Below are 24,723 nucleotides of genomic sequence, written 5' to 3'. Positions count from 1 at the left end.
TAAAAATCGCCAATCTCCTGAGTATTGGGAGGAAAATCCCCGCGTAAAATCGCAATTAAAAAAATGTTCTTGGTAACAAATATTCCTGCAAGTTAAGCAGCTTTTTTCAGAGAATGCCAAGGTTAGGTATACTGTGGGGTGGTATTTTTTTACTGTGGTTTACTCCAATTCAACAAATCGCCAATAGCATGTAACAACCGAGTAAAACACACTAACTGCTAATCACAAAGGCTGTCGTTATTTATATTATTTACAGTGTTCTAACCGTTTTCAGGCATATATTACTCCTTTATATTTAAAAATAAGCCCTAGACCAATGGGTGTAAGCGCTTAAAAACAAGTAGGTAGTCAAATGTAATGAATAAAAGCTTAAAAGCTAATGCTTTGTGGTGAATTTAAACTTTATTTATTTGAATGGTTGTGTGTTAGGTTAAACGTGAGCAAGGGGTAGGGTATGGCCGTGTTTTGCGGCATGGGTTAAGGGATGATGGCCCTTGTGTTGTGGGGGATATGAACTGTTAAAGAGCTTGTGTTTTTTAAAAGGAATGCCTTTATTTATTTCTAAAAACAGCATTGCATATGCTGAAAACGATAGCAGTGTAAATCCGGTTTTATTAAGGAATTGATGTAAAAAAAGCTTGTTTCTAAGCTCTGTGCATGGGTAGCTCCAGGCTATTTTTATATTCAGAACAGTCAACTCCAATTTCTGTTTTAATTTTTCAGTGTTTTGTGAAATTAAAGCCAATTGAGTTCAACTGGTCGATAACATTTTAATGTTTCTACATTACCTGTTTCAAAATTTTCGAACTTGCCAGCTGATGCTATTATTATTCCCTTGATCTTTTTTCCTTCATTCATTCCGGTTCCATCTAAGTCTGCATTGCCATGGCATTCAATTTTATTGTTATCATCAAAACCTACAGAAAAGTATAATGTCTCAATTGCTCCAATTAAGTCACCTTTTGTAATTTTAACACTAATGTAAAAAACACCATCTCCTAAATACTCTTTTACCACAACACCTTCAAAGCTAATTCTCTTTGTTGGTTTAATCTCTTGAGAAAATAAGGTTGTTGATAATATAATTCCAAATATTAATAAAAGAGTTTTGGTTTTCATAGCCTTTAATTTGTCTGTATTGTGGGTTTTAATAAATAAATTCTTTGTATGCACGCTTGCGTTTGTTTAGGGCAAGTAGGGTAGTAGAAAGCGATAAACTTTCAAGTTTGCACTGCGCCATATTTTTATATTTTGTTTTTAACTTATTCATTTTAAAAGCCAAATTAAAAACTTGGTGTTGTTTGAAAATAGCATTGAACTTTCGTAAATCACTAAACGCCCTATTTGCTATATACAGTGTTGGCGGTTTGTTTTTTTATTCCACAGGATATTTCGATATGCTGGGTTCGCTCTGTTCAAAAAGTCCTGATTCATAAAAATGATTTGCCATTTTTAAAGCATCTCCATCAGCGTGTTTTGTTGCGCTTAACTCATACCATTTAGGCATAGACTCATTCTGTCCTACTAATTCTGTATTAGTTTCTGAAATCATTTGGATTAAGTCATTCAAGTCGTTTTCGTCAAATAGTTTTACATAAAAAATACTTCCATAGCTGTTTACACATAGTTTTCCTACCGGCTCCCATATTGCATTTTGACAATTATCTGTTTGCATTGTGAAATGAATGTAAGACACTATTTTATTTTGTTCTAAGTCGGAAATTATTTGGGTTATTTCTTCACAGCTTTTTGAAGCTTTAAATTTTACAGGAATTTCTTTGAATTTATATTTTGAGCTATTATGGATTGTATACTCGTAGTTTTGGTCGAGTTGTTTTACCGTTGAAATGAAGTTTTGTATTTCTATGTCGCTATTTGTTGTGTCAATACCAATCAAAACATAGTCATTTGATAATTCGCCCAAATAATGCTCAATCCCATTGTAGTATTTGAAGTCTTTGAAATCACAACTACTTTGAGTTTGGTTTATGTCAGCATCTTTGTTACAACTTGCAAAAATCAAGGTAAAAATAGTAATGGAAAAGATTAAATTTTTCATAGTTTTTCTTTTTACTATTGTTAAAATGTAAGGTTGGTTAAAATGGACCGCCAACGTTTGTGTATGTTGGGGTTGCTAGCCCGAAGGGCAGCTATGCAATATACATATTGTTACATGCTGTTTTATTTTACAATGTACTATTTTTTAACATTCTACACCTATTTGTATATCGTTTTTCTTTCAAATTCGTTCATTTTGTCTTGACATAACTGCGAAGCACATCATGACCTCCTAAAAATAGACACTTAGGGAATAAAACGAACCATAATCCCGGTAGCTATTGGGGCAAGACCCGTTCAAACAAATGAATTCATCCTTCGCAAAACAAATCCCGATAGCTAACGGAAACGGTCGAGTGATTTCCGCTAATCCTAGTGAAAATTCTAGGTCTCTCTAATGTTTTTACTTGAATTCAAGACATTTCTTTCTGATGGTCAAGGCCAACTTAAACCGCAACATTCCCATCAAATTCTTTACTTTCAATTGCAAATCGGCAATCTCCTGATTTTCGGGAGCAAATCCACGTTTAATACTGTTAAAATTGAAATCAAAAAATGTTCTCGACATGGATTTTCTTGAAGTTTTTAGTCATGTTTATTTTTAAACAAGCTTGGCAAGGGTTATTCTCTTATTCCTACTATATCATAGTTCCAACCAGCACCTAATCCACCTAGGTTATCAATACGAAATGTAATTTCATCCATATCAAAAAATCCACCTTTATGCTGATAATGGTAGCCTGACTTTGTAATTAGACTACCATCTTTATGGAGTAATGAAGTGATTTTAGTATTTTGTTCGAAGGCTATTGTAATTTTTTCATTAGGGTTTTCCTCTCCATCATAATCGGAGTACAAATCATTTTCACTATCCGTGAATTCATATCTACGAATTTCACCAGTATAGAAAGAAGTATCATATGTGGTTTGTTCTCCATCCATCCATGATTCCCTTATTATTCTAAAATTAAAGTCTCCAAGATATTTAGTTCGGTAATCTTTTATTGCAACATTAATTTCTTCTTGCCCAGTCGCCCCCTTATTGTCATATGCAATTGTTGAAAATTTAAATGTTCCCTCATTATACATTTTTGCATCCTGCCAGTCGTATTGATAAGGAGGTGCATCAAAAGTTTTTATTAAGACCCCATTCAGTAGCAATTCCACCTTTTTTATCTTTTCTTCCGCATCATGGGGTTCCACTATAATGGATAGGATTGTATCTTGCTCAATCACAAGATTATTTTGAGGCGCTATAAAATGGATGGTTGGACTCTGGTTATTTTTTTTCTTTTGGCAAGCCATTACAGTGAATAGACTTAATAATGTGATAATAATTATTTGTGTTGTTTTCATATGCAGGTGGTAACAGGTCTTCATGTCTTTTTAATGTTTACAACATCCGAGTAAAGCACAAAGTACAAATCACCAAGATTGTTGTTATCTGTTTTATTTAAGCATGTTTTAACCATTTTCAAGTATTTGTCACTCCTTATATTTAAAAGTAAACATTTGTAAATTGGGTATAAACGCTTAAAAACAAGCCATTAGTCAAATATAATCAATAAAAATTTAAAAGCTAGTGTTTTGGGGTGAATTTAAACTTTATTTAATTGAATGGTTGTGTTTTAGGTTGCATATGGGCTAGAGGAGGAGACGCTGGTGTTTTGCTGTATGGGTTTAGGGATGATGGCCCTTGTGTTGTGGGGCGGAGATACGAAAATTCAGTTGAGTGCAAAGATTGATGCGCGTGCAAAGACTTATATTTATTATCGTTCACCTATTTTTACAGGTACCTAGTTATAGGGCGTTTTTATTTCATTTCTTCAATGGGCACTTGTTCTTTAGATTCACTTATCAATATCGCATAATCTATGAACAGTAAAGTATTCTTGCCTTTTAGTTTTGTCTTGTTATAATCTTTAAGAAACATTTTTATTTCTACCAAATCCGTTCCAATTGAATAAGGGGAATTATCTTGATTTAATTTAAACATGGTCAAATCAGAAAGCTTCGACTTTTTTAGATTTTTTATTCCTTTAAAGTACTCTCTCCAATAGTCTGAAATACCAAAACCTGCTTTTGTTGTGTAGTTTTTATAATTTCCATTTTTGTCATATTTTTTATCCCAAAGTACTTTACTATCCGTTAAATATCCCATTATTGTAATGACCTTATTTCTTTCGTAAACCTCATTTTCGATTAATCGAGTGAAAAATGAAGGATAATTTCCTTCACGCTCTTTTTGAATATGAAAATAACCGTATTTCGCAAATTGTTTTTTATCCGATAAATTTAATTTTTGATGTAAAAACATATAGTTTTCAAAAACGATTTTTTCTCTTTCTCTTTTGTCTTCGAAATTGTGATTAATATTATTGATAATGTGGTCAAATATTTTAATGTCAGTGATTAGTTCTTTGTATTTTTCTTTGTTTGTTAAATAATCTTGGACGAAAGGTTTTATAATGGAATTAATTTCTTTATCCCACATTGAAAAATCTAATTCCTTTTGATTACTCAATTCCTTTAGTTTTTGTCGTGCTTTCCAAGTATGATCGTCTTTTGTTAAATGCAAAATATGTTTTATTGGAAAACGGTATTCATTTACTACGTCACAACCAATCACTTTAATTGGTTGATTAGGGTGTTTTAAATTTAAGGCTCGTATATTTTTCCAGTGATTAAAAGTTTCGATTGTTCCTTCTTGAGCAACCATAGTTTGGAAAGATAGGGTCAGTTCCTTCAATAGCTTTTCATCTCCTGTATTGAGGTATTCTTGAAAATAGAACGCTTGACTATAATTAGTTTCAATGATATAGTAATCCAAATCATTTTTTTCTACCAATGAACTTAGCAAACTAAGCTCAGCGTCATAAGTTTTCGCACTTCCGTGCAATGCGCCGAAACCAATAATATTAAAATCAGTTTCCGTTATTACCGGACTATTCTTTCTTAAATCAATGCTATTATTGGATAAGTAGTCGGTTCTATCTTGTCCAAATGTTATTTGAACCAGTAATAGTAATAGCAATGTAATTTTTGTTTTCATCATGCAGTTTTTTAAATGTTAACGGCTGAGTAAATTTTCGTTGTTGTAAGGTGCGAAACAGCTATGAAATTTGCTTTTTATTAGCAAATTGTTATTCCAATATCAATTTATATTTTTGTTTTTTCTTGTTTGAATTAAGTTCTATAAGGTAAACTCCGTTACTTGCTTTAACTTCAAACTGGTAAGATGGTATGTTTATGTTTTCGTCATTATATATTAGTTGACCTGTACTGCTATAAACTTTTAGAGAAACATTCTTTAAACTACCTAAATCTATATTTATTAGTCCTTGGCTTGGACTTGGATAAATGACTACTTGATTAAAAAATGGATCTTTTTCTAAACTGACATTTGTAATAAAGAAACAAGAGGATGTGTCGATACAACCATTTTCCGTTATTTCCACAGCGTAACTGCCGTTTAAAGTTGCTGTATATGTCTGTGATGTTTCTCCAGAAATAATTGAATTATTATTATTGCAGTCGAGCCATTGATAGCTAGCACCAGATTCATTTGCAAATAGAGTGATGCCTGTTTGTAGCACTGAGTTGTCTATTGGATCGACTGTTAAATTGAGTGTTACCACTGAATCACATCCCAACGTGTTGGTTAATGTGTGAGTTGCAGTGTTGTTATTCGTTGTGTATGTAATTCCGTCAATCCACGTCAAAGAATCACAAACTGTTTGAACATCCATGCCTATCTTGCTATTAATTATGGTCAAATTAAGTGTTACTACCGAATCACATCCCAATGCATTGCTTAATGTATGAATTGCGGTATTATTATTCGTTGTGTATGTGATTCCGTCAATCCACGTCAAAGAATCACAAGCTGTTTGAACATCCACCCCTAACGAGCTATTTAATATTGTCAAATTCAAGGTTACTATTGAATCACATCCCAATGCATTGGTTAATGTATCCATTGCAGTATTATTACTCGTTGTGTATGTAATTCCGTCAATCCACGTCATAGAATTACAAGCTGTTTGAACATCCACCCCTAGCGAGTTATTTATTATTGTCAAATTCAAGGTTACTATTGAATCACACCCCAACGCATTGATTAATGTATCAGTTGCTGTATAATTGCTAGTCATATAAGTAATACCATCAATCCATAAAAAAGGGGCGCACTCTTGTAGTTGATCTACTCCCGTAGTTGTTTTGCATTGCTCTAATTTACTTACAAAGATGTCTGTCTGACCATAATGTGTTAAAGACATTGATCCATTATTGGTAGAATACGAGATTGTATTACCATATGCACCGGTACAATAAAGATTGCAAGCGCTATCTATTGCAATTGATTTGCTGTAATCTCCACCTGTACCACCAAAAGTTTTAACCCATTCAAAATCACCACTACTATTTAGTTTTTCTGTAAATATTTCGAGACCAGAACCACCTTGTAAACTTACTCCTATGCCTGGGTTAAAATCAACAGTATGTCTAAAGGTTCCGGTTATATATAAATTCTCATTATTATCGGTCACAATATAAGAGGCCAATTCGTTTTGGATACCTCCAATTGTTTTCCCCCAAATAAAATTTCCGTTAATAGCATTCAATTTTTGGAAGAAAATATCACTATACCCATTACTGTAATGTAAATCTATAGGTACTTGAGGGTTAAGGTCTATAGTATCGGTGAATGTTCCTGATATATACACGTTTCCACTGTTGGTAGCAAAAATATCAGTCCCCATATCCATACCTGTACCGCTAATTGTTTGAGCCCATGAGTACAACCCAGCAGAACTAAGTTTTAAAACAAAAACATCATATGAGGAGTTATTGGATGTAATAGAATTGTTATTGTCAAATTGAATAGTAAATCTATATCTACCTGTTATATATACGTTAAGCAATGAGTCAACAGACAAGGACTGTGGTTGAATATCACCAGTATAGGTAGTGACCCAAACTAATTGGCCTAATGGGTTTAATTTCTGGATAAAAATATCATAACCAGAACCAACAGTGGAAGAAACATTATTTGTTGCGTTAGGATCTGGATCAAAATCAGCATTACCGCTAAATCTTCCTGTTAAATATGTGTTTCCGACTTTATCACATTCAATATCCTGAATGATAATAGTAGCTACTCCACCATTTTTTTTCACCCAAACAAATTGACCCAATGGATTTAGTTTTAGGATAAAATTATCCATACTGCCGTTACTTTGTAAATAATTAGGTATCCCTCCAGGGTTGAAATCAACATACCCTGTAAATCTTCCTGTAACATATACGTTATTATTGTTATCCAAAGCAATGCTATTGCCTTCATCAGTAGAAAGATTTCCATATGTAGACGGATTACCAATCCCTTTTGCCCAAAGCAAATTTCCTAAGGAATCATATTTCTGCACAAATATATTATAGCCACCATTAGCTGATAGGTAAAGTGAATCTAGACCAGGATCAAAATCAACTGTATTTGAAAAATATCCAGTTGTATATACATTACCTTGATTATCTACTGCAATTGAATTTCCTCTTTGGTCTCCTGTTGTGCCAATTCCTTTTATCCAGTCATAAGTGGGTCCCTGTGAGAAAACATTCCAGCCATTTAAAAAAAGTATTATAATTATAATTTTTTTCATCAGATATTTATTTTTTGTTAGTTGACTTGAGTCAGTAATATTATCCATGTTTACCAACAACTGAGTAAAGTACAAATCACCAAGATTGTTGTTATTTATATTGTTTAACCCTGTTTTAACCGTTATTTACTATTTATTACGCGTTAATTTAAAAATAAACCCTAGACCAAAAGGTGTAAATGCTTAAAAACAAGTCAGTAGTCAAATGTAATAAATAAAAGCTTAAAAGCTAATACTTTGGGGTGAGTTTATGCTTTATTTGTTTGAATGGATGCATGTTAGGTTAAACTTGAACAAGAGAGGGGGTGCTCGTGTTTTGCGGCATGGGTTTTCTTGAAGTTATAAAGGATTTTTAATCCATGTATAGAATGCTGGGCAAATTATTGGTTTCCATACTTAATTTCAACTGTATTCTGATTAAAAATAGGATGATTGAAATAATTTCGGTAGCATTTAATGTGATGCACACAGCATTGTTTTATCCATTAATCTTTATCTTCAAAATCGATCATATCTTCTTTCCATTCGGGAAATACTTTAGTGGTTTCTATTTCGTCTAACGTCTCCACATCTTTTAATTTTCTTTGTATGGCCCTTGTTCTTTTACCCATTACATCATCTAATTGGTTTAAGCCTGTTCTGATGTTGTTTTGCGCTTTGGCCATCATTCCGCCAAAATTTTCAAATTCTTTTTTAACCGCTCCTAAAACATGCCATACTTCACTACTTCTTTTTTGTATGGCAAGTGTTTTGAATCCCATTTGTAAGCTGTTTAAAATTGCAGCTAAGGTGGTTGGTCCCGTTACGATTATTTTATAATCTCTTTGCAAGGTTTCGAGTAAGGCTGCCTTTCTTACTACTTCTGCATAAATTCCTTCAAAAGGCAAAAACATAATGCCAAAATCTGTTGTATTTGGTGGGTCAATATATTTTTCGCTAATATCTTTGGCCATCTTTTTTATTGTAGTGTCTAATTCTTTTTGAGCAAACTGAATTTTGTCCAAATCGCCATCATCATAAGCTGCTTGCAGTTTTTCATATACATCTTTGGGGAACTTAGCATCCACGGGGAGCCAAACGACAGAATCATCTTCATTTTTTCCTGGCAATTTTATAGCAAATTCAACTGTTGCTGCACTACCTTTTTTTGTTTTTACGTTTGCTTCGTATTGGTCTGGCGCAAGTATTTGTTCTAAAAGCATTTCAAGTTGCACTTCTCCAATTCCTCCACGCATTTTCACATTGCTGAGCACTTTTTTTAATCCGCCGACATCAGTGGCCAGATTTTTCATTTCTCCAAGCCCTTCTTGAACAGATTTAAGTTGTTTCCCAACCGTTTCAAAGGATTGTGTTAAGCGCTCGTTTAATGTTTTTTGTAGTTTTTCATCCACTGTTTTACGGACTTCATTCAGTTGTTTTGCATTATCCTCTCTAATCTCCTTAAGTTGATTTTCGACGGTATCATTTATGGCCTTAATTCTTTTTTCTGACTCTTGATTAATTTCGGTTTGTTGTTTGCTAAAATCATCAAATCTATCTTTTAATAAGTCATTAAGTCTTTTGGTATTTATTTCAAATCCTTCTTTAAAACTATCCAAAGATTTTGCTAATTCTTCTCTTTGATTTTTTGATAACGAACTTGTCTCTGCTCTATTTCTTTGAAATTCGTCTTTAATTGATTTATCCGTTCTTTCTAATGATGTGTCAAACTTAACGAGTGAATTTTTTGTTTCCTTTAAATTTCCCTCCACATCAAAATCGAGCTTTATTTTTTTTGATAAAGTGATCATTAAATTTACAGCTAGCAAAATAATCAATATTATAAGTAGTATTATTTCTGTTGTCATATTTGTTTCTTTTCATTAAGGCCAACTAAAGGCGAGTGGTTGGTAGCAGAAAGCAATTAAATTTCTTGTTTGCGCTGAGCGAAAACCATGGGTTTCAATTTACTTATTTTTATTAGATAAATCAACGCTTTGCTGGTGTTTGCTGCTGCCTTACAGGTTATGTAAAGTGTTGTGAAAGCTGCTATTATTTAATCAAAATCAATACTATAGCAATAATTGCAGGTAGTGATTGAATGAAAAATATTTTCTTTTCCGCGGTTATTGCTCCATAGATACCGGCAATTGCAACACATGTCAAAAAGAAAAGAGAGATATTTAAATTCCATTCGACATTAGTAATGAAAAATGTCCAAATTAATCCGCCTGCTAAAAAACCATTATACAAGCCAAGATTTCCTGCTAAAGCTTTTGTTTGTCCAAATAATGCATCAGGAAAACTAGTAAATACTTTTTTTCCTCTGCTCTCCCACGCAAACATTTCGAAAAATAAGATGTAGCAGTGAACAAAGGCTATAATACCTGTTAGAATTTTAATTGCAATTTCCATTTTTTTTAATTTTTTAGGTTTGAGTAAAAGTAACCATTTATGGTACGTTGTTTAGCAATACGATTTACTTTTTTTGTGTTGCTTCAAGCTTCTTGTTTTCGAATATTTTCATCATTAAAATATCGTTTTAAAAATGCTTCTAAATTCAATTTATTAGTGGAATTACAAGAGATAATAAATAATAACAAAATTAGTAATAAGGTGTTTTTCATTTTTTAGTTAATTACAACAACCGAGTAAAGCACAAAATTTAAAACATTAAAATTAGTGTTTTTCTGTTTTTAGCCTTTTAGCGTTGACTTTTAGCACAAAATAATAAATAAACACTTAAAGCTAGTGTTTTGGTATGAATTTAGACTTTGTTTAGTGGAATAGTGGGGGATAAGTGTGAGGTTGGCGAATGCAGTGTTGTGCATTGTTTTTATTTGCCATTCCATTTTATTCAGGAAGTCCAGCGCTTGGGTAAAAAACGTTGGAAGATGTTTTGCTTTTTGTTTGTAAATCGTTGGAGTGTACCCTCTGTTGTTTCTCCCATTTCATTCGCTTTTAAAAATTCGCCAGTCTCTACATTCAAGCAAGTTAACCACATGCCACCGTGTGCAAAAGTATCTATGCAAATCGTGTGACCAAAATCTGCTATTTTTCCATTTATCCGAGCAGTATGTCCGCAAATCACCGTTTTTGCAGGATCATACTCCAGGGGCTGTTCATATTTCTTATGAAATAAATGATGCTGATTTTGTTCCTCCAAGGGCGTGTTACTTTCTAGTCCTGCGTGAACAAAAATGAATTTTCCAATTTCTAAATAGGGCAGACAAGTATCGATAAAATTCCAATGGGATGGATCTATGTCATGCATCCAGTTTAGGTTGTCCTCCATTTTGTAAGAGTATAAAGTATGGTTGCCACCATAGTTTTCTGTCCAAGCTACAAATTTCACCGGAGAGGTTTTGGCAGCCGTCATCATTATTTCATGATTGCCAAGTATAAATTCAAAGTCAAATACTTTGCTTTTTGCAATTAACCAATCCAATACTTGCTTGCTGTCGTTGCCCTTGTCGATATAGTCGCCCAGAAAAACTACTTTGTCATGCGCCTTTATCAAGCCCTGTTGAAAAATGGTTTTCAAAGCGTTTAGACAACCATGTATGTCTCCAATTGCGTAAATAGCCATAGTTATTTTATTATAGTTTTAGTCCACGTACTTGTTGGTAAAATCTCTGTTGTTTTATACCTTGTTGGCAACTTAGAAATTTATTTCACACCAGCATGTGCGACCTTCAAAAACCTAGTAAGTTACTTTTGATTTATTTTTCAACTTATCTTCTACTATAGGATACAGGTCGTAAGTCGGGTAAATTTCTGTTTTAAAAGCTTTCCAAGCAGTCCGTTCAATGGCCAAATTTACAGCGGCTAACTTTGAAGCAGGAAGTTCTAATACCACCATTTGACCAATACCCATCACCACGAACCAATTGACTACAGCAACCCCTTCTGGTGGAAAATTTTCATAAAACCCTTGGTCGGTCCTTATCTCTTCAATTTCGTATAAATTCATACTTTGATCGTGTTTAAGAAAAATAGTCAATAACAATTTATCATCAACTTTTTTGGGGCTAGTAATGCTATCATTCGATTGCGCAAGCGCAATAATTTGTAGTAAGAATAATGAGAGTAATAATGCGTATTTCATGTTCTTTATTTTTAGATGTTTGTTTATTTAATAGCCAGCCTGTAGAAAGGGTTACTAAGCGTAAATTTTAGTTTTGATCCTACTTAAAGTTTCTTGAGAAATATTGATGTAAGAGGCTACAATTTTGTTGGGCAGTCGCTTTACAATGTTTGGATTTATTTTAAATAATTGTTTGTAGCGCTCTGCTGCATCTAGTGTGGTAAAAGAAATCAACCTTTTAGCATTATTCACATAGGCTTTTTCTAAATAGATACTATAAAAATCTTTCCATTTAGGCATTCGTTGCATCAGCATTCTAAAGTCTTCGTGCGTAATGTAAAACAGTTCACTATCTTCAATAACTTGAATAGATTCTTGGGCAGGTTGGTTGGTAATAAAACTCACGAGTTCAGTCGCGAATTGATTTTCAAATGCGATATACCGCGTAATGTCTTTTCCATGATCATCAATGTAAAACAATCTTAGACAACCTTTTTTCACAAAATAACTGACCTGACTATTTTTTCCATTCGCTAGTAAAATTTCATGCTTACTTTTTTTGATGGTATTAAAATAAGACAATACTGTTTTTAGTTCTTCATCTTCAAGTTCAATATTCTTTTTCAGGAAATGGATGAGTTCGATTTTATCGTTCATTTATTGATAGTCTTTAACAAATTTACGATAATGAATAATATCCTGTATGGAAAGGACCATCAAATTATGTGCTTTTGCAAATTGTGTAATTGTGTCTGCATTCGCCATTGTTCCGTCATCATTCATCAATTCACAGAGCACAGCTTCGGGTTTTAGGCCAGCCAATTTCATTAAATCTATACTGCCTTCTGTGTGTCCTTTTCTGCCCAGTACACCCTGGTCATTTCCTCTCAAAGGAAAAATATGTCCAGGCTTAGCCAAGTCACTGTCTTTCGCATTTTCATTGCAAGCAGCACGTATGGTGGTCATCCTATCTTTGGCAGAAACGCCAGTGGTTACCCCTTCTTTTGCTTCAATGGTTATGGTAAACGGCGTTTGAAAACTACTCGTATTTTCCTTTACCATATAAGGTAAGTTAAGTGTGTCTGCTTTTGCATTCGTCAAACAAAGACATACAATACCACTGCATTTTCTAATCAGCAATGCCATGTGTTCCTCTGTCATGTTATGGGCCGAAAATATCAGGTCCCCTTCATTTTCCCGGTCCTTGTCGTCAGTTAAAATAACGCCATTACCATTTTGAATATGTATTAATGCTTTTTCTAATCGTTCTTGACTTTCGGCGCTCCCCGTCACTTTTGTATCTAATGTTGCTAATTCCATTTTAATTTGTAGTTAATTTTTCGAGGGCAAAACTACTGTTGTTTTCTACCAAACTTATTGATGTAAGTCAATAAATTGAAGTTTTAAAAAAAACTTAGCATTTTTTGATCCTTGAAATTAAAAAGTGTTGTAATTAACGGATGCGTAATATTGGCATTTATGGTAAACATTACCCGTGAAAGACCATTTTCACTTTTGTAAGCACAGGTATTTATCCCTACTTATTTTTCAATGATTAGATTTTAAACCATTTAAAATTCTGTACATAGGGAATACCCTATGACAATTTGGTAACCATGCCCATATCTTTGGACTTAAATACGGAAAGAAAAAATTTTAAACTAATCGCTGAAGTTTAGCAACAATTAAAAAAATCATGAAAAAATTAAACTTATTATTTGTAACACTTTGTAGTACTCTTCTTGGTCATGCTACCATTTTAACGGTTGACAATAATATTGATTCACCGGCACAATATGCAGTCCTTCAAACTGCGGTTGATGCTGCAAGTGATGGGGATACTATTTATGTAGTTGGTTCACCAACCATTTATGCGAATACTACCATTACAAAAAAAATCCATTTAATTGGAGATGGTTATAACACAAACAAACAAGATCCGGCAATTTCAAAAGTGAATAATATACTGCTCAGAACTTCAGCAAGCACTACATCAACGGGGTCGACTATTGAAGGTCTTGAAATCTCGAGTTTAAGTATTCAAGGAAATTCTTACTCGAGTTCCAATACAAAGTTTATTGATAGTGTTACTGTTAGGTTTTGCAACATCACCTATTCTTTAGTCCTTAATAAATACGTTTCTTATATCACGATTAATAATAATATTGTATACCAAATTTTGAATATTGCTACCACAAGTGCTGCACAAGGTCAGAGTCATATAGTTGCTAAAAACAATATTATTCGAAGCAATTCCTATGTAGGAAATGCCTATCATTTTGCAACATTCAGCAACAATAATTTCATTTCTACAGTTACCACTTCACAGGTCTCCAAAAAAGTAAATTTTAACAATAATATTTTTCACGGCATGTCACCCAATCACTATGCCACTAGTCAAGATGGGAATATTTACACCAATAATATATCTTACTCTACTTCTAATAATGTATTTGACATTACGTTTCCCAATTCAGGGTCTGGTAATTTAGAAGGTGTAGATCCGCTATTTGTTTCTAAAGCTACATTAACTGCTTTTGATGCTATGGATGATTATAATTTACAAGCTGGTTCACCGGCTCTAAATGCTGGTTCAGATGGCACTGATATTGGAATTACAGGGGGAACGAGTCCTTGGCAAGAAGATGGTGCAAGTACCTCTGGTTTTATGTATGGTCGCGAAGCAAGTATTCCTCAAGTAAATGAAGTGAATATCCAAAACTCAAACCTACCAATAGGTGGAAACTTAATCATTCAAGTAAAAGGACAAACTAACCCATAATAACCACTAAAGAATATATATTATTATGAGGTATTTAATAATTTCAATCGCATTTTTACTGTCATTTAGCTTACACTGTCAAACGATAAATAGTGGGGAGTACTTTTTTGATAGTGATCCGGGTTATGGAAACGGTACGCCGATTCCATCATTTACGGCCAGCAATAATGTCAACTTTAACTTTACGGCAAATACTACTGGTCTTGCAGCAGGGTATCATTTTTTATACATTAGGTTTAAGGACAGTAATAATGAATGGGGAATATACGCCAAAAGAGCAATTCATATTCTTGCACCAATCCCAACGGTAAGTGCGCCACCAAATATCACTTTTGCGGAATACTTTTTTGATACAGATCCTGGCTATGGAAACGGCATAGCATTCCCTTCCTTTACTGCAAACGACAGTGTTGACTTAAACTTTTTAGCCAATACGAGCGGACTATCAGCAGGCTATCATAAAATTTTTATTCGACTAAAAGATGAAAATGAAGAATGGAGTATTTATGCAGGAAGAACCATTTATATTATGGAGCAAGCCGCAAACACTATGGCAAGTGTAAATATTACCAATGCGGAATACTTTTTTGATACGGATCCCGGCTATGGTAATGGCGTGATGCTACCATCCTTTGCGCCGTCAGATACTGTTGACCATTTGTTTAGTGCACCGACTACAAACCTTGCTGCAGGTGTTCATCAATTGTATGTACGCTATAAGGACTCTTTAGGAGAATGGGGAATTTATGCAGGGCGAGCGTTTGAAGTTTTAAATTGTTCCAACCCGATACCTAATTTTACGGTGCAATCCAATTGTGCGGGCGACTCAATCACCCTGGTGAATACATCAACCAATGCAGATTCCTTGTATTTATGGGATTTTAATGATGATCAGGTCTGGGACAATTTCACAGCTGGTAATGTCACGTTTTTTCCTGCTTTCACGGATAGTGGAAAGGTAAAATTAAAATTGGTGAATAAGGTTGGTTGTACCGATAGCATTTCGTTGACGATTATCCTTCCCCAGCCACAAGATACCCTGTTAGATTTAATCGCTTGTGATTCTGCTTTAATTAATGGGAATTGGTATTTCACCAATCAGTTGGTAATCGATACCTTGGTGACAAACGCTGGTTGCGACTCCATTGTAAAAACCAATTTAAGTCTCTACTCTGGCAGTAATTCAAGCATAAGTGTTACAGCATGTAATAGCTACACATTAGCTAATGGTACGGTAATAACCAATTCGGGGACTTATGCGGATACTACTTCAAGTGTAAATGGTTGCGATAGCATCATCACCACAGTTTTAACCATTAACCCTGTTGGGGCTACAAGCACTACGCTTACGGTTTGTGATTTTTATATTTCTCCAACCGGCAATATGTTGACCAATACGGGAATATATAAGGATACCATTACCACTTCAAACGGCTGTGATAGTATTATCACTACTAATTTAACGGTAAATAGTATCACTGCAGGAACCATTTCATTTAATGCGGGTAGCTTATTCGTAAATGCAACGGCAGCGAGCTATCAGTGGTTAGATTGTGATAACTTATTCTCTGAAATTTCAGGCGCAACCAATCCATCATTCTCACCAACAATCAATGGTAATTATGCTTGTAAGGTAATTGGTGTGAATGGTTGTGTGGACACCACAAGCTGTACCATGGTCAATAATGTTGGATTAAATGAAGGGAGCACCAACGAGCATGCCATTTTAATATACCCAAATCCAACTACCGATATTTTAATTGTAGAAATGGATGAGCAAAAAGCATTGGACATTAAAATATATGACGCTGTAGGTAAGGTGGTGTATTCCCAATCCACATCCAATACTGCCAAAGTGGAAATTAATATTTCTGAATTGGCAGCAGGGCAATATTACATTCACCTTTCTAATAATTTATGCTATACTTCAGAAAAAATAGTTATTCATTAATGGGAGAAAAAGTGATGTTTATGTTTTTATGGATTTTAATAAGTGAAGTGTAGTAGTTAGGTGAGAGAGGGGAGGTGATTGCAGCGTTTTTAACGAACACTGGCAACAGCTCCCCTTACTTTTATTGGATTGGCCAATTACGAATGAAATTTTGACGCTTTTAAGTCTCTAGTATAAATCCAGGTAATATGGACATTTGAATTGCCTTTAATGGTGAATCAGCAAGTCATAAAAGTAGCGTTTGAACCGTTTTTGATAGTAGTTATTTATACTTGTTTTCAAAAAAATCTTTTCCGTCTCTTAAAATGGAGCCATTAATGATTTGACCAAGATTTAAATCAATTTTGATGCCATTAAATAGCGTGTATTCTAATTTTACAAATCCATATTTTTCAGAAAAGTAAGCGGTCAATTTCGATTGTCCTATCCTTGAATTGGCTACCGCATTAACGACTATGCAATCTATTTTTCCGAACTCCGTATCTATTTTTTCTTTACCAATAATTTCATAATCATATTTTAGTAATAATCGACCTTCCCATTCTCCCCATATTTTATCCGACCAATGATTGCCAATACGCATACTATCCGACCATTTATATCCAATTGGTTTGTCTAGTTTTATATAAGGAAATGGACAAGTTTCTAATGATTTAAAGAACCCATTTCTTGGTGGGTGCATCCATATGTTTATATTATTTTCAACAATACCTGTTGAGGATACTGAAGTTGGATTTGGCGCATAACTGTATAAGACTTCGGTTTGTCTTAAGTTCGTCCTTTTAAATAATTTGGGTTTTAATACGGTTAAGTGAATTTCTGAAATTTTAAGCGAGTCCATATTTTCAGTAAGCACAAAAGTATCTGTTTCATTCTTTTGAATAAAATAGTCTGAATTATTAGCTAGAATATTGAAATTAAAAACAAATGTTTTACCAAACGTGTAAATGCTGTTGTCTTTATCCACGTTGTTTTTTTCAATATGCAAACCATCATATTGCTGTCCCAATGCTAAATTTGAAATGAATAGGATAAGTGTAAATAAGGTGTTTTTCATTTTGTTTGTTAACGGTGTTGTGCAAGAAGAGTAGGGCATTTGATAAGCACTAAGCGAATGCATAGCAATGCGCCAAATACAGGAGAAAGGGGAGTATACCTATTCGTTTTCTTTAAATTGAACATTCCTCCTTTAAAGTATTCTCCATTAGAATTCTAAATTCATTATTGTTCCTACATATTACGATTTTTTTAACTGAATAAAGCAATAATTTCTTATGCCATCTGTTATAATAAATATAATATAAAAAAATATAATTATGAAACTTTTCCCAGTATTGTGCTTGTTAATGATTTTATCTTCATGTAATAAAGATAAATCAAATTGTGTTGCTAAAAATTCTCAAGGAGATCGAATGTATGAAGTTGTTGGATTGGACGTATGTGAAAGTCAAATATCGACAGAGAATGGAGAATATTGCGATTGTGAGGAAAGATGATCGTGTCATCACGCCATAAGTAGTTACTGTAACTATTTATAGCGTGATTATTGCTAACAGTTTGTATTTGAAATGTTGCCACTTAAAATACAATAGATTTCTATTTATCAACTAGTTAAATCTATGATTTTGTTTTACTATTTCTGTTCTCCATGCCAACCACAGATTTGATAAACTTTATAAATAGGTAAAAACTTTTGGTTTAGCACTAACTTGCTATGGCTGATAACTGTTGTTATGCCCCGCTTTTATTTCTATTATCTGCTACCAAATATTAGTTTTGTGGTCAAATAATTTCCCTGTAAGTTTGTACTGACATTGTCATTTAGGTTGTAATTTGCTATACAATACTGTGTTTTAACTTGTAAGAATAATTTTTGACCAATTAAGTACCGAAAACTTAGTCCGGGATTTAAAATAATACTAGATTTTCCGATTTCAGTGTCTTTGTCTGGATTGTAGTAGGTAAGTCTGCCATATCCAATACCGCAAATCCCTTCAAAAATAAGCCTTTCTTTACGCCACAACTCTCGAGCGTAGTCAATTGTTAAATGTGCACCAAAAAATTCATTTCTTGTCAAAATACTATCCCCAAATTTTATTTTAATAGGTTCTGTGGTGTGATGGTTAGGCCAACCTATTAAATCAAATGTTAAACCGTAAGCATTTTTTTCGTCTTTAAAGTCAACAAGAAAACCCAGTAATAGTGGTTTTCCCAAAACTTTATTTGCATTGTCAGGAACCCAAGTACCAAGACTTAATCCCAGATAAATACCTTTTTTTTCCACACCTGAGCTATGCTGTCCAAAACATTTTGGAATGATAAATAGCAATATAAATAATGTTAGAAATAGTCTTTGCATTTTCGTATTTTAATAAGTTGCACAATACTAACTGCAATTTATTTTAATTGCATGGACAGTTTTCAAATATTTAGGAGCCATTTTTAATCGTTTATTGGAAATCGCTAAATATCCAAATCAGCGCCTTTTCCTTAGTCGCCCTATAGATGGTATGGTGTTTTTCATTCGGTTCATCTTCATACTTCCAAATTAATTCACCTTTTGAATCTTTCAATTTCTGTTCTAATTTATTGGTATAGGTAGAAATATCCGTTACACTTGACCCGGCATACCAAAGCTTTTTATTTGCATAATTATTTTCTTCGGTTAAACTTTCAAAATTTTTAACCAAATAATTTTCATTAAACCACAAGGAAGGGTCCATGGCAATATAATAGTCAAACATAGTTGGTTCTAAAATTAAAGTTTCAATAATGAATAAACCGGCCAAAGATTCTCCTATGATGGCTTTTTGATTGTTGGTGCTGTACCGTTGATCGATCTCAGGGAATAATTCCTCTTTAATGAATTTTCTAAAATTTTCAGCCCCCCCCGGATTTGGTATGTACTTTAGGTCATATTCAATATTTGATGGACCTGCTAAATCTCTTCTTCTTACTGTGTTTTCAATGCCTACTAGTATTACATTCGGCATTTTATTTTGCTTAATGAGCGTGTCTAATGTATTTGCAATATGCGGAAAGTCCTCCTTTATTCCACCATCAGGCATATATATTACCATCAAACTGTCTGTAGTACTGTCATAGTTAGGTGGTGTCCAAATATTAATGACGCGCTCTTCGTTGATGAATTTTGAAAATATCCTTAAGCTGTCGTGTGCGGGTATGGGGTCCTTATAAATAATGGATTTATTGCCGCAGCTGGCAGCGAGCACAAGGACTATAAAGAAAAGGATATTTTTTTTCATCATTTTTTATTTATTATAATGGGCAAATTAGTCGGGAAGTTTTGTAACGATTCTTCTTACTGTACAGCCGGATTATGATTTTTATTATTTCGTTTCGCGTAAAATTTTCTCCATTTTTTTGCCCTTGGCCAATTCATCCACCAATTTGTCCAAATACCTTGTTTGCCGTGTCAATGTATTGTCGATATCTTGAATTTTATAACCACAAATACTCCCTGTTATCAAGTGTGCATTGGGATGTATATTTGCTTGTTCAAAAAAGACTTTAAAGCTTACTTCTTCGGTGATGAGTGCTTGAATTTTGTGATCATCAAAACCAGTCAACCAGGTGATCACTTGATGCAACTCCTCTTTTGTCCTGCCTTTTTTCTCTACCTTGGTGACGTAATGTGGGTAAACGGAAAAAAACTTCAATTTTGCTATGCGTTCATTGTGTTGAGGTGTTACTTCCATTGCGTAGTGTTAATATTGGTTTGGGCTGTATAAAAATAAACATTTTTTATAAATACCGAAAAGAAGTCTAGTATCTAACATCTAGCACCTAACCTCTCCAGTCATTTTCAACTAATTTCCACGGTGAAAACGCTTCCATCACTGTCGGTGAGGAACAAGCAACCTTTCTCGTCGCTATAATGACTGCCACAATTGTAGAAAGTAAGGTCTTTTAAATCAATGTTGGCATAAGGCGTAATGGATTCCTTACTGTATTGGTATAAAGTGCCATCCGCCGTTAAAATGAATGTCTTTTCCAGCGCTTTCACATGAAATATTTTTCTACTGCTTAAAGCAATTTCTCCAATGCCCTTTGATTCATGGTGTTCCCATTTTTTTCCATTAAGGGTATACGAATAATTAACGCCTAGCATTACCATTTGTTTTAATTGATGATCGTAACAAAATTCAAAATCTATATCAGAGATGTGTTCGTAGGGCCTGCTCTTTCGTAAGGCAATATTTTCTTTACCTTCCTGGGCGTGAATTTTATTTGCAAACTTAGCCCATTTCCCATTTTCATAAACATAAGTCATGCTATTATACGCTGAATAGCCACCAGGTTTACCGCTATTACCACCTGCAACTACAATTCTATCGTTTTCGGGATCATGAAAGGCTTTAAATAACCATTTTTTTGCCAAAGTATCGTCTGGCGCATGTTCGGTAATCCAAGTATTGTTTTCTAAATAAAACACAGCACCATTAATGGCCACTACGTATAGTTTACCATCCTTATAAAGGGAAGCACTTCGGTCAATGTCTCCCGAAATTTGAAGACCTTCTTGAAAATTAATCCTGTTTTTCCAGCCATCCTTTTCACTCAAAACACAGAGTGCTAAAACCCGACTGCCGACATTGTGCAATTGTCCGTCCACATAAATCGAATCTGTACTGCCAAAGTAATTGATTCCTTTTTCTAATTTCGTATGCTCAATTTTAACTTTTTTGAATGTTTTCATGTGTGTTTTGTTTTTTTGTCAAATATTGTTCCTCTTGATTTAGCGGATTTATTTTAAGGGTAAGTTTAATTTTTTTAAGCCATTGCTTTTATACTATGCTTCAAACTCAAAACATTTTTTGAGCATGTACACCTGGTCTATTATTTTACCTTGTTGCAGGATTGCAATTTTTAAAAATTCCTTTTCAGTCGCGACATATTTTAACTTTAAATCTTTCATTTCATTGGTTTCGTAATAGGCACCATAAACACACTCAAAAGGATTGTTTTCGACTTCGTTGGTGAATATGGACAGTAGAATCATTTTGGTCGATTGGAGGTCTTTACTTTTATAACCAATAATTCTATGGTCCTTTTTCATGTTAGTGGTCAACCAAATGCTACTGTCTTTTTGAATCAGGGCCTTTTGCATGTATGCTGCATCAATTTCCGGAATGATTTTTACAGAACCATTACAGGTTTCTCCTTCCGCTACGCCACGGACCCAAATTTTTAAGGTTTTAATGCGTTGATCAGTCAATTCCTTTAAATAATATGCCTCGCATGTGGGCTGAATAGAACCGTAATGGATGACGGAATAATCGGGATATTTCATGGCCATTTCCGCATTTCGAAATCGGATCCAAATGCGTTGTGATTTTTTTAAATTGTCAATGAATACGGAATCGGTTTGATAAGCTGATAAAATAGTTTGATAGATTTCATTGAGCTGCTTGTCTGATTCTTTATAAGCGACCCGTGCTGTCTTGTTCATTTCACTTTGGGTTTGGGAAAATCCACTCCAGTTAAAAGTCAGCAATAATATAAATAGGATTCGGTTCATTTCTTATAGGTCGGTTAAGTTTGACGGTAATTAACTATCATTCAGTTTGCCTAAGGTACAAAACAGTTGTGAAACTCAATGTGTATTATACTTCTTTTTCCCTATCCTGTTTTTGTAAAAATAAGGATACCAACCATAATCCATTCACCTTTGCAGCAGCATTCATTTTTCTATAGCCAATAGGCTTAATAAATTTTTATTAATAATAAATGCAAAATAAAATTGTTAGACTAATCTAACTTTATATATTTGCACCAGCTAATAATTAGTTTTTGATTACCTAAATAAATTAAAATGATTCGAGAAGTATTCATAATGATGTGTTTTGTATGGACAGGGAGTTTGGCATTTAGTCAAAATGGGTCGATAAATGGAAAAGTTAAATCGGGAAATGAAATAGTTCCCTACGCTAAGGTTTCCCTAATGGGGACCAATCATGGCGTAATTTCTGACATGAATGGAAATTATGTCATAACAAATATTGCAGCAGGGCAATATACACTAGTTGCTACTTTTATAGGGTTCGAAAGACATGAAGAAATGATCTCTGTTTTATCTAATGCTAAAACGACCATAGATATTGACCTAAAGGCCAACCAGAAATCATTAGATGAAGTGGTTGTTTCCGGTACCATGAAGCCCATGTCGAAGCTAGAAAGCGCTGTCCCTGTTGAAGTGTATACACCAGCATTTTTTAGATCCAATCCAACAGCTTCTGTCTATGAAGCATTGTCGAATGTCAATGGGGTGCGACCGCAAGTAAATTGTGCCGTGTGTAATACGGGGGATATTCATATTAATGGATTAGAAGGGGCATATACCATGGTACTGATAGATGGCATGCCAATTGTGAGTGGTCTTTCCACTGTTTATGGCTTAAGTGGTATTCCTCAATCCTTGATTGAGCGGGTAGAGATTGTAAAAGGACCAGCTTCTACCTTATATGGTTCTGAAGCAGTTGGAGGAATTGTTAATGTCATTACAAAAAATCCAACGAATGCACCACTTTTTTCAGCTGATGCTTTTGTTACTGGCTGGGGAGAGGTAAATGCGGATATAGCCGGTAAATTCAAAAAGGGAGATAAAGTTCAATCCTTACTGGGGGTGAATTATTTTAATTACTGCAATAAGGTAGATAATAACAACGATAATTTTACCGACTTGACTTTGCAAAATCGATTATCTATTTTTAATAAATGGAACTTTAAACGCAAAAGCAATCGGATTTTTTCATTGGCGGCGCGGTATGTTTATGAGGACCGTTGGGGAGGAGAAATGGATTGGACGCCACAATATAGAGGTGGAGATGATATTTACGGAGAAAGTATTTACACCAGTCGTTGGGAGCTATTTGGAACTTATCAACTTCCCCTAAAAGAAAAAGTTTTATTCACATTCAGTGCCAATTCACATCAACAAAATTCGGTGTATGGCGACACTTGGTATATTGCGGACCAACGCATTGCTTTCGGACAATTAACTTGGGATAAAAAAATTGGATTAAGACATGATATATTGTCAGGAGTGACCATGAGGTATACTTATTATGATGATAATACGCCCGCTACCAGTGATTTTGCAACCGCATTAAACATGCCTTCTAATACTTACTTACCAGGTGCTTTTATGCAGGATGAAATTAGTTTAAATGAATACAACAAACTTCTTTTAGGGATTAGATATGATAATAATTCGATTCACGGAAATATAATTACACCGCGATTGAATTATAAATGGCATTCAAAAAGTAAGAAAAGTATCGTTCGATTAAGTGCGGGAAGTGGGTATCGGGTTGCCAATGTATTTACCGAGGACCATGCTGCTTTAACTGGTTCCAGAACCGTTGTTTTTCTTTCTGATTTAAATCCAGAAACATCTTGGAATGGTAACTTAAATGTGATTCAAAAAGCATTTACAAAAAAGGGACTATTTATGACCTTCGATTTTTCTGCTTTTTATACTTATTTCGACAATAAGATTTTTGCAGATTATGAAACCAATCCCAACCAAATTATATACGATAACCTTGATGGTTATGCCGTGTCAAATGGTGTTTCATTAAATGTTGATTTAACCTATAAAAACTTTAGTCTGCTGGTAGGTGGAACCGCCATGGAAGTATACAGCGTGAGTGATGGTGTAAAAGAAAGACAGCTTTTGACAGAGCAATTTACAGGGACATGGACCTTAGGTTATAAGTTTGTAAAAGCAGGATTGAAACTAGATTATACTGGTAATGTTTATGGTCCTATGCTTTTGCCTGTATTGGGAGAAAATGATCCAAGACCAGCTGAATCGCCTTGGTGGAGTATCCAAAATATTCAATTGACTAAAAGTTTTACAAATATCAAAGGTCTAGAGTTTTACGGTGGTGTAAAAAATCTATTAAATTGGACGCCATGGAAAAACATGGATGCTAATATTATTGCTAGAACTAACGATCCATTTGATAAAAACGTAACTTTTGATACGGATGGCAACGCAATAGCTACGCCAAATAACCCATATGCTTTAACTTTTGATCCTGCTTATGTGTATGGTCCAAATCAAGGAATTAGAGGCTTCTTTGGCTTCCGTTACACCTTCGATTAATAAGAATGAGCAACATTGGAGTCGTTATTATATTTTAATGGATAACTTTAAATTTGATAATCAAATAAT

Annotated in this window: 23 protein-coding genes; 4 read left to right on the top strand and 19 right to left on the bottom strand. The window is 34.1% G+C overall.

The genetic code is table 11. The features are described 5' to 3' along the window. Nucleotides 1-735 precede the first annotated feature (735 nt). The 13 genes from DNU06_RS16040 to ribB all read right to left on the bottom strand — a co-directional run bounded on the left by DNU06_RS16040 (nucleotide 736) and on the right by ribB (nucleotide 13,107). Complete coding sequence (locus tag DNU06_RS16040; RefSeq protein WP_146239284.1) at nucleotides 736-1,119, bottom strand: hypothetical protein; 384 nt, start codon at nucleotides 1,117-1,119, stop codon at nucleotides 736-738. A gap of 256 nt (nucleotides 1,120-1,375) precedes the next feature. Further along, nucleotides 1,376-2,059, bottom strand: coding sequence for a hypothetical protein (locus DNU06_RS16035; protein ID WP_111064517.1), 684 nt, complete (start codon nucleotides 2,057-2,059; stop codon nucleotides 1,376-1,378). A gap of 402 nt (nucleotides 2,060-2,461) precedes the next feature. Then, nucleotides 2,462-2,626: a hypothetical protein gene (locus DNU06_RS17885; RefSeq protein WP_158526929.1), complete on the bottom strand. Its 165-nt coding sequence runs from the start codon at nucleotides 2,624-2,626 to the stop codon at nucleotides 2,462-2,464. A 53-nt stretch (nucleotides 2,627-2,679) separates the two neighbouring features. Next, the gene (locus DNU06_RS16030; protein ID WP_146239283.1) at nucleotides 2,680-3,414 is read right to left on the bottom strand and encodes an Ig-like domain-containing protein; all 735 of its coding nucleotides are present in this window, start codon (nucleotides 3,412-3,414) and stop codon (nucleotides 2,680-2,682) included. A gap of 457 nt (nucleotides 3,415-3,871) precedes the next feature. Then, nucleotides 3,872-5,113: a TraB/GumN family protein gene (locus tag DNU06_RS16025; RefSeq protein ID WP_146239282.1), complete on the bottom strand. Its 1,242-nt coding sequence runs from the start codon at nucleotides 5,111-5,113 to the stop codon at nucleotides 3,872-3,874. 88 nt (nucleotides 5,114-5,201) lie between these two features. Then, on the bottom strand, nucleotides 5,202-7,721 hold the full coding sequence (locus DNU06_RS16020; RefSeq protein WP_158526928.1) for an SBBP repeat-containing protein: 2,520 nt from the start codon (nucleotides 7,719-7,721) through the stop codon (nucleotides 5,202-5,204). Nucleotides 7,722-8,206: 485 nt separating this feature from the next. Further along, entirely contained in the window at nucleotides 8,207-9,568 is a 1,362-nt protein-coding gene (locus DNU06_RS16015; RefSeq protein ID WP_111064513.1) for a DNA recombination protein RmuC, read from the bottom strand. A 184-nt stretch (nucleotides 9,569-9,752) separates the two neighbouring features. Further along, complete coding sequence (locus DNU06_RS16010) at nucleotides 9,753-10,115, bottom strand: DUF1304 domain-containing protein (protein WP_111064512.1); 363 nt, start codon at nucleotides 10,113-10,115, stop codon at nucleotides 9,753-9,755. 83 nt (nucleotides 10,116-10,198) lie between these two features. Beyond that, entirely contained in the window at nucleotides 10,199-10,327 is a 129-nt protein-coding gene (locus DNU06_RS18135; RefSeq protein WP_262510055.1) for a hypothetical protein, read from the bottom strand. A 230-nt stretch (nucleotides 10,328-10,557) separates the two neighbouring features. Continuing rightward, complete coding sequence (locus DNU06_RS16005; protein ID WP_111064511.1) at nucleotides 10,558-11,289, bottom strand: metallophosphoesterase family protein; 732 nt, start codon at nucleotides 11,287-11,289, stop codon at nucleotides 10,558-10,560. A 114-nt stretch (nucleotides 11,290-11,403) separates the two neighbouring features. After that, the gene (locus tag DNU06_RS16000) at nucleotides 11,404-11,808 is read right to left on the bottom strand and encodes a hypothetical protein (protein WP_233503064.1); all 405 of its coding nucleotides are present in this window, start codon (nucleotides 11,806-11,808) and stop codon (nucleotides 11,404-11,406) included. Between the two features lie 54 nt (nucleotides 11,809-11,862). Further along, a complete protein-coding gene (locus DNU06_RS15995; RefSeq protein ID WP_111064509.1) occupies nucleotides 11,863-12,444 on the bottom strand; it encodes a Crp/Fnr family transcriptional regulator in 582 nt (193 codons plus the stop codon). After that, nucleotides 12,445-13,107, bottom strand: a complete 663-nt coding sequence (ribB, locus tag DNU06_RS15990; protein WP_111064508.1) for a 3,4-dihydroxy-2-butanone-4-phosphate synthase — start codon at nucleotides 13,105-13,107, stop codon at nucleotides 12,445-12,447. Nucleotides 13,108-13,483: 376 nt separating this feature from the next. Here ribB and DNU06_RS15985 point away from each other — a divergent pair, with 376 nt between their 5' ends. Then, entirely contained in the window at nucleotides 13,484-14,569 is a 1,086-nt protein-coding gene (locus DNU06_RS15985; protein WP_111064507.1) for a hypothetical protein, read from the top strand. 25 nt (nucleotides 14,570-14,594) lie between these two features. Then, complete coding sequence (locus DNU06_RS15980) at nucleotides 14,595-16,520, top strand: T9SS type A sorting domain-containing protein (protein WP_111064506.1); 1,926 nt, start codon at nucleotides 14,595-14,597, stop codon at nucleotides 16,518-16,520. A 262-nt stretch (nucleotides 16,521-16,782) separates the two neighbouring features. On the opposite strand, the gene DNU06_RS15975 is transcribed toward DNU06_RS15980, so the two are convergent. Then, entirely contained in the window at nucleotides 16,783-17,577 is a 795-nt protein-coding gene (locus tag DNU06_RS15975) for a DUF3108 domain-containing protein (RefSeq protein WP_111064505.1), read from the bottom strand. A 259-nt stretch (nucleotides 17,578-17,836) separates the two neighbouring features. On the opposite strand from DNU06_RS15975, the gene DNU06_RS17760 reads away from it, so the two are divergent. Next, a complete protein-coding gene (locus tag DNU06_RS17760) occupies nucleotides 17,837-18,016 on the top strand; it encodes a hypothetical protein (RefSeq protein WP_146239281.1) in 180 nt (59 codons plus the stop codon). A 257-nt stretch (nucleotides 18,017-18,273) separates the two neighbouring features. Here the strand turns inward: DNU06_RS17760 and DNU06_RS15970 are convergent, their stop codons facing one another. The 5 genes from DNU06_RS15970 to DNU06_RS15950 form a co-directional block, all read right to left on the bottom strand. Next, nucleotides 18,274-18,879 carry a hypothetical protein gene (locus DNU06_RS15970; RefSeq protein ID WP_111064504.1) on the bottom strand — a complete coding sequence of 202 codons (606 nt, stop codon included), beginning with the start codon at nucleotides 18,877-18,879 and terminating at the stop codon, nucleotides 18,274-18,276. A 91-nt stretch (nucleotides 18,880-18,970) separates the two neighbouring features. Then, on the bottom strand, nucleotides 18,971-19,789 hold the full coding sequence (locus DNU06_RS15965; RefSeq protein WP_233503062.1) for an alpha/beta hydrolase: 819 nt from the start codon (nucleotides 19,787-19,789) through the stop codon (nucleotides 18,971-18,973). An 81-nt stretch (nucleotides 19,790-19,870) separates the two neighbouring features. Then, nucleotides 19,871-20,239 carry a DUF2200 domain-containing protein gene (locus tag DNU06_RS15960; RefSeq protein WP_111064502.1) on the bottom strand — a complete coding sequence of 123 codons (369 nt, stop codon included), beginning with the start codon at nucleotides 20,237-20,239 and terminating at the stop codon, nucleotides 19,871-19,873. Between the two features lie 107 nt (nucleotides 20,240-20,346). Continuing rightward, a complete protein-coding gene (locus DNU06_RS15955) occupies nucleotides 20,347-21,240 on the bottom strand; it encodes a hypothetical protein (RefSeq protein ID WP_111064501.1) in 894 nt (297 codons plus the stop codon). Nucleotides 21,241-21,333: 93 nt separating this feature from the next. Further along, the gene (locus tag DNU06_RS15950; RefSeq protein ID WP_111064500.1) at nucleotides 21,334-22,062 is read right to left on the bottom strand and encodes a lysozyme inhibitor LprI family protein; all 729 of its coding nucleotides are present in this window, start codon (nucleotides 22,060-22,062) and stop codon (nucleotides 21,334-21,336) included. A gap of 294 nt (nucleotides 22,063-22,356) precedes the next feature. On the opposite strand from DNU06_RS15950, the gene DNU06_RS15945 reads away from it, so the two are divergent. Beyond that, entirely contained in the window at nucleotides 22,357-24,654 is a 2,298-nt protein-coding gene (locus tag DNU06_RS15945; RefSeq protein WP_158526927.1) for a TonB-dependent receptor, read from the top strand. Nucleotides 24,655-24,723 lie beyond the last annotated feature (69 nt).

The organism is Putridiphycobacter roseus (assembly GCF_003234935.1).
In the GTDB taxonomy this organism is placed as follows: domain Bacteria; phylum Bacteroidota; class Bacteroidia; order Flavobacteriales_D; family Crocinitomicaceae; genus Putridiphycobacter; species Putridiphycobacter roseus.
Note: the sequence above shows the minus strand (reverse complement) of the source record. Positions and strands in the feature narration are given on the sequence as shown.

Coding starts and splice junctions, on each gene's coding strand:
- DNU06_RS16020 (WP_158526928.1), bottom strand. CDS start 7,721: ATGAAAAAAATTATAATTATAATACTTTTTTTAAATGGCTGGAATGTT.
- DNU06_RS15985 (WP_111064507.1), top strand. CDS start 13,484: ATGAAAAAATTAAACTTATTATTTGTAACACTTTGTAGTACTCTTCTT.
- DNU06_RS16015 (WP_111064513.1), bottom strand. CDS start 9,568: ATGACAACAGAAATAATACTACTTATAATATTGATTATTTTGCTAGCT.
- DNU06_RS15945 (WP_158526927.1), top strand. CDS start 22,357: ATGATTCGAGAAGTATTCATAATGATGTGTTTTGTATGGACAGGGAGT.
- DNU06_RS15970 (WP_111064504.1), bottom strand. CDS start 18,879: ATGCAAAGACTATTTCTAACATTATTTATATTGCTATTTATCATTCCA.
- DNU06_RS15965 (WP_233503062.1), bottom strand. CDS start 19,789: ATGATGAAAAAAAATATCCTTTTCTTTATAGTCCTTGTGCTCGCTGCC.
- DNU06_RS15950 (WP_111064500.1), bottom strand. CDS start 22,062: ATGAACCGAATCCTATTTATATTATTGCTGACTTTTAACTGGAGTGGA.
- DNU06_RS17760 (WP_146239281.1), top strand. CDS start 17,837: ATGAAACTTTTCCCAGTATTGTGCTTGTTAATGATTTTATCTTCATGT.
- DNU06_RS16000 (WP_233503064.1), bottom strand. CDS start 11,808: ATGAAATACGCATTATTACTCTCATTATTCTTACTACAAATTATTGCG.
- DNU06_RS15980 (WP_111064506.1), top strand. CDS start 14,595: ATGAGGTATTTAATAATTTCAATCGCATTTTTACTGTCATTTAGCTTA.
- DNU06_RS18135 (WP_262510055.1), bottom strand. CDS start 10,327: ATGAAAAACACCTTATTACTAATTTTGTTATTATTTATTATCTCTTGT.
- DNU06_RS15960 (WP_111064502.1), bottom strand. CDS start 20,239: ATGGAAGTAACACCTCAACACAATGAACGCATAGCAAAATTGAAGTTT.
- ribB (WP_111064508.1), bottom strand. CDS start 13,107: ATGGAATTAGCAACATTAGATACAAAAGTGACGGGGAGCGCCGAAAGT.
- DNU06_RS16005 (WP_111064511.1), bottom strand. CDS start 11,289: ATGGCTATTTACGCAATTGGAGACATACATGGTTGTCTAAACGCTTTG.
- DNU06_RS16040 (WP_146239284.1), bottom strand. CDS start 1,119: ATGAAAACCAAAACTCTTTTATTAATATTTGGAATTATATTATCAACA.
- DNU06_RS16010 (WP_111064512.1), bottom strand. CDS start 10,115: ATGGAAATTGCAATTAAAATTCTAACAGGTATTATAGCCTTTGTTCAC.
- DNU06_RS15975 (WP_111064505.1), bottom strand. CDS start 17,577: ATGAAAAACACCTTATTTACACTTATCCTATTCATTTCAAATTTAGCA.
- DNU06_RS16035 (WP_111064517.1), bottom strand. CDS start 2,059: ATGAAAAATTTAATCTTTTCCATTACTATTTTTACCTTGATTTTTGCA.
- DNU06_RS15955 (WP_111064501.1), bottom strand. CDS start 21,240: ATGAAAACATTCAAAAAAGTTAAAATTGAGCATACGAAATTAGAAAAA.
- DNU06_RS15995 (WP_111064509.1), bottom strand. CDS start 12,444: ATGAACGATAAAATCGAACTCATCCATTTCCTGAAAAAGAATATTGAA.
- DNU06_RS17885 (WP_158526929.1), bottom strand. CDS start 2,626: ATGTCGAGAACATTTTTTGATTTCAATTTTAACAGTATTAAACGTGGA.
- DNU06_RS16025 (WP_146239282.1), bottom strand. CDS start 5,113: ATGATGAAAACAAAAATTACATTGCTATTACTATTACTGGTTCAAATA.
- DNU06_RS16030 (WP_146239283.1), bottom strand. CDS start 3,414: ATGAAAACAACACAAATAATTATTATCACATTATTAAGTCTATTCACT.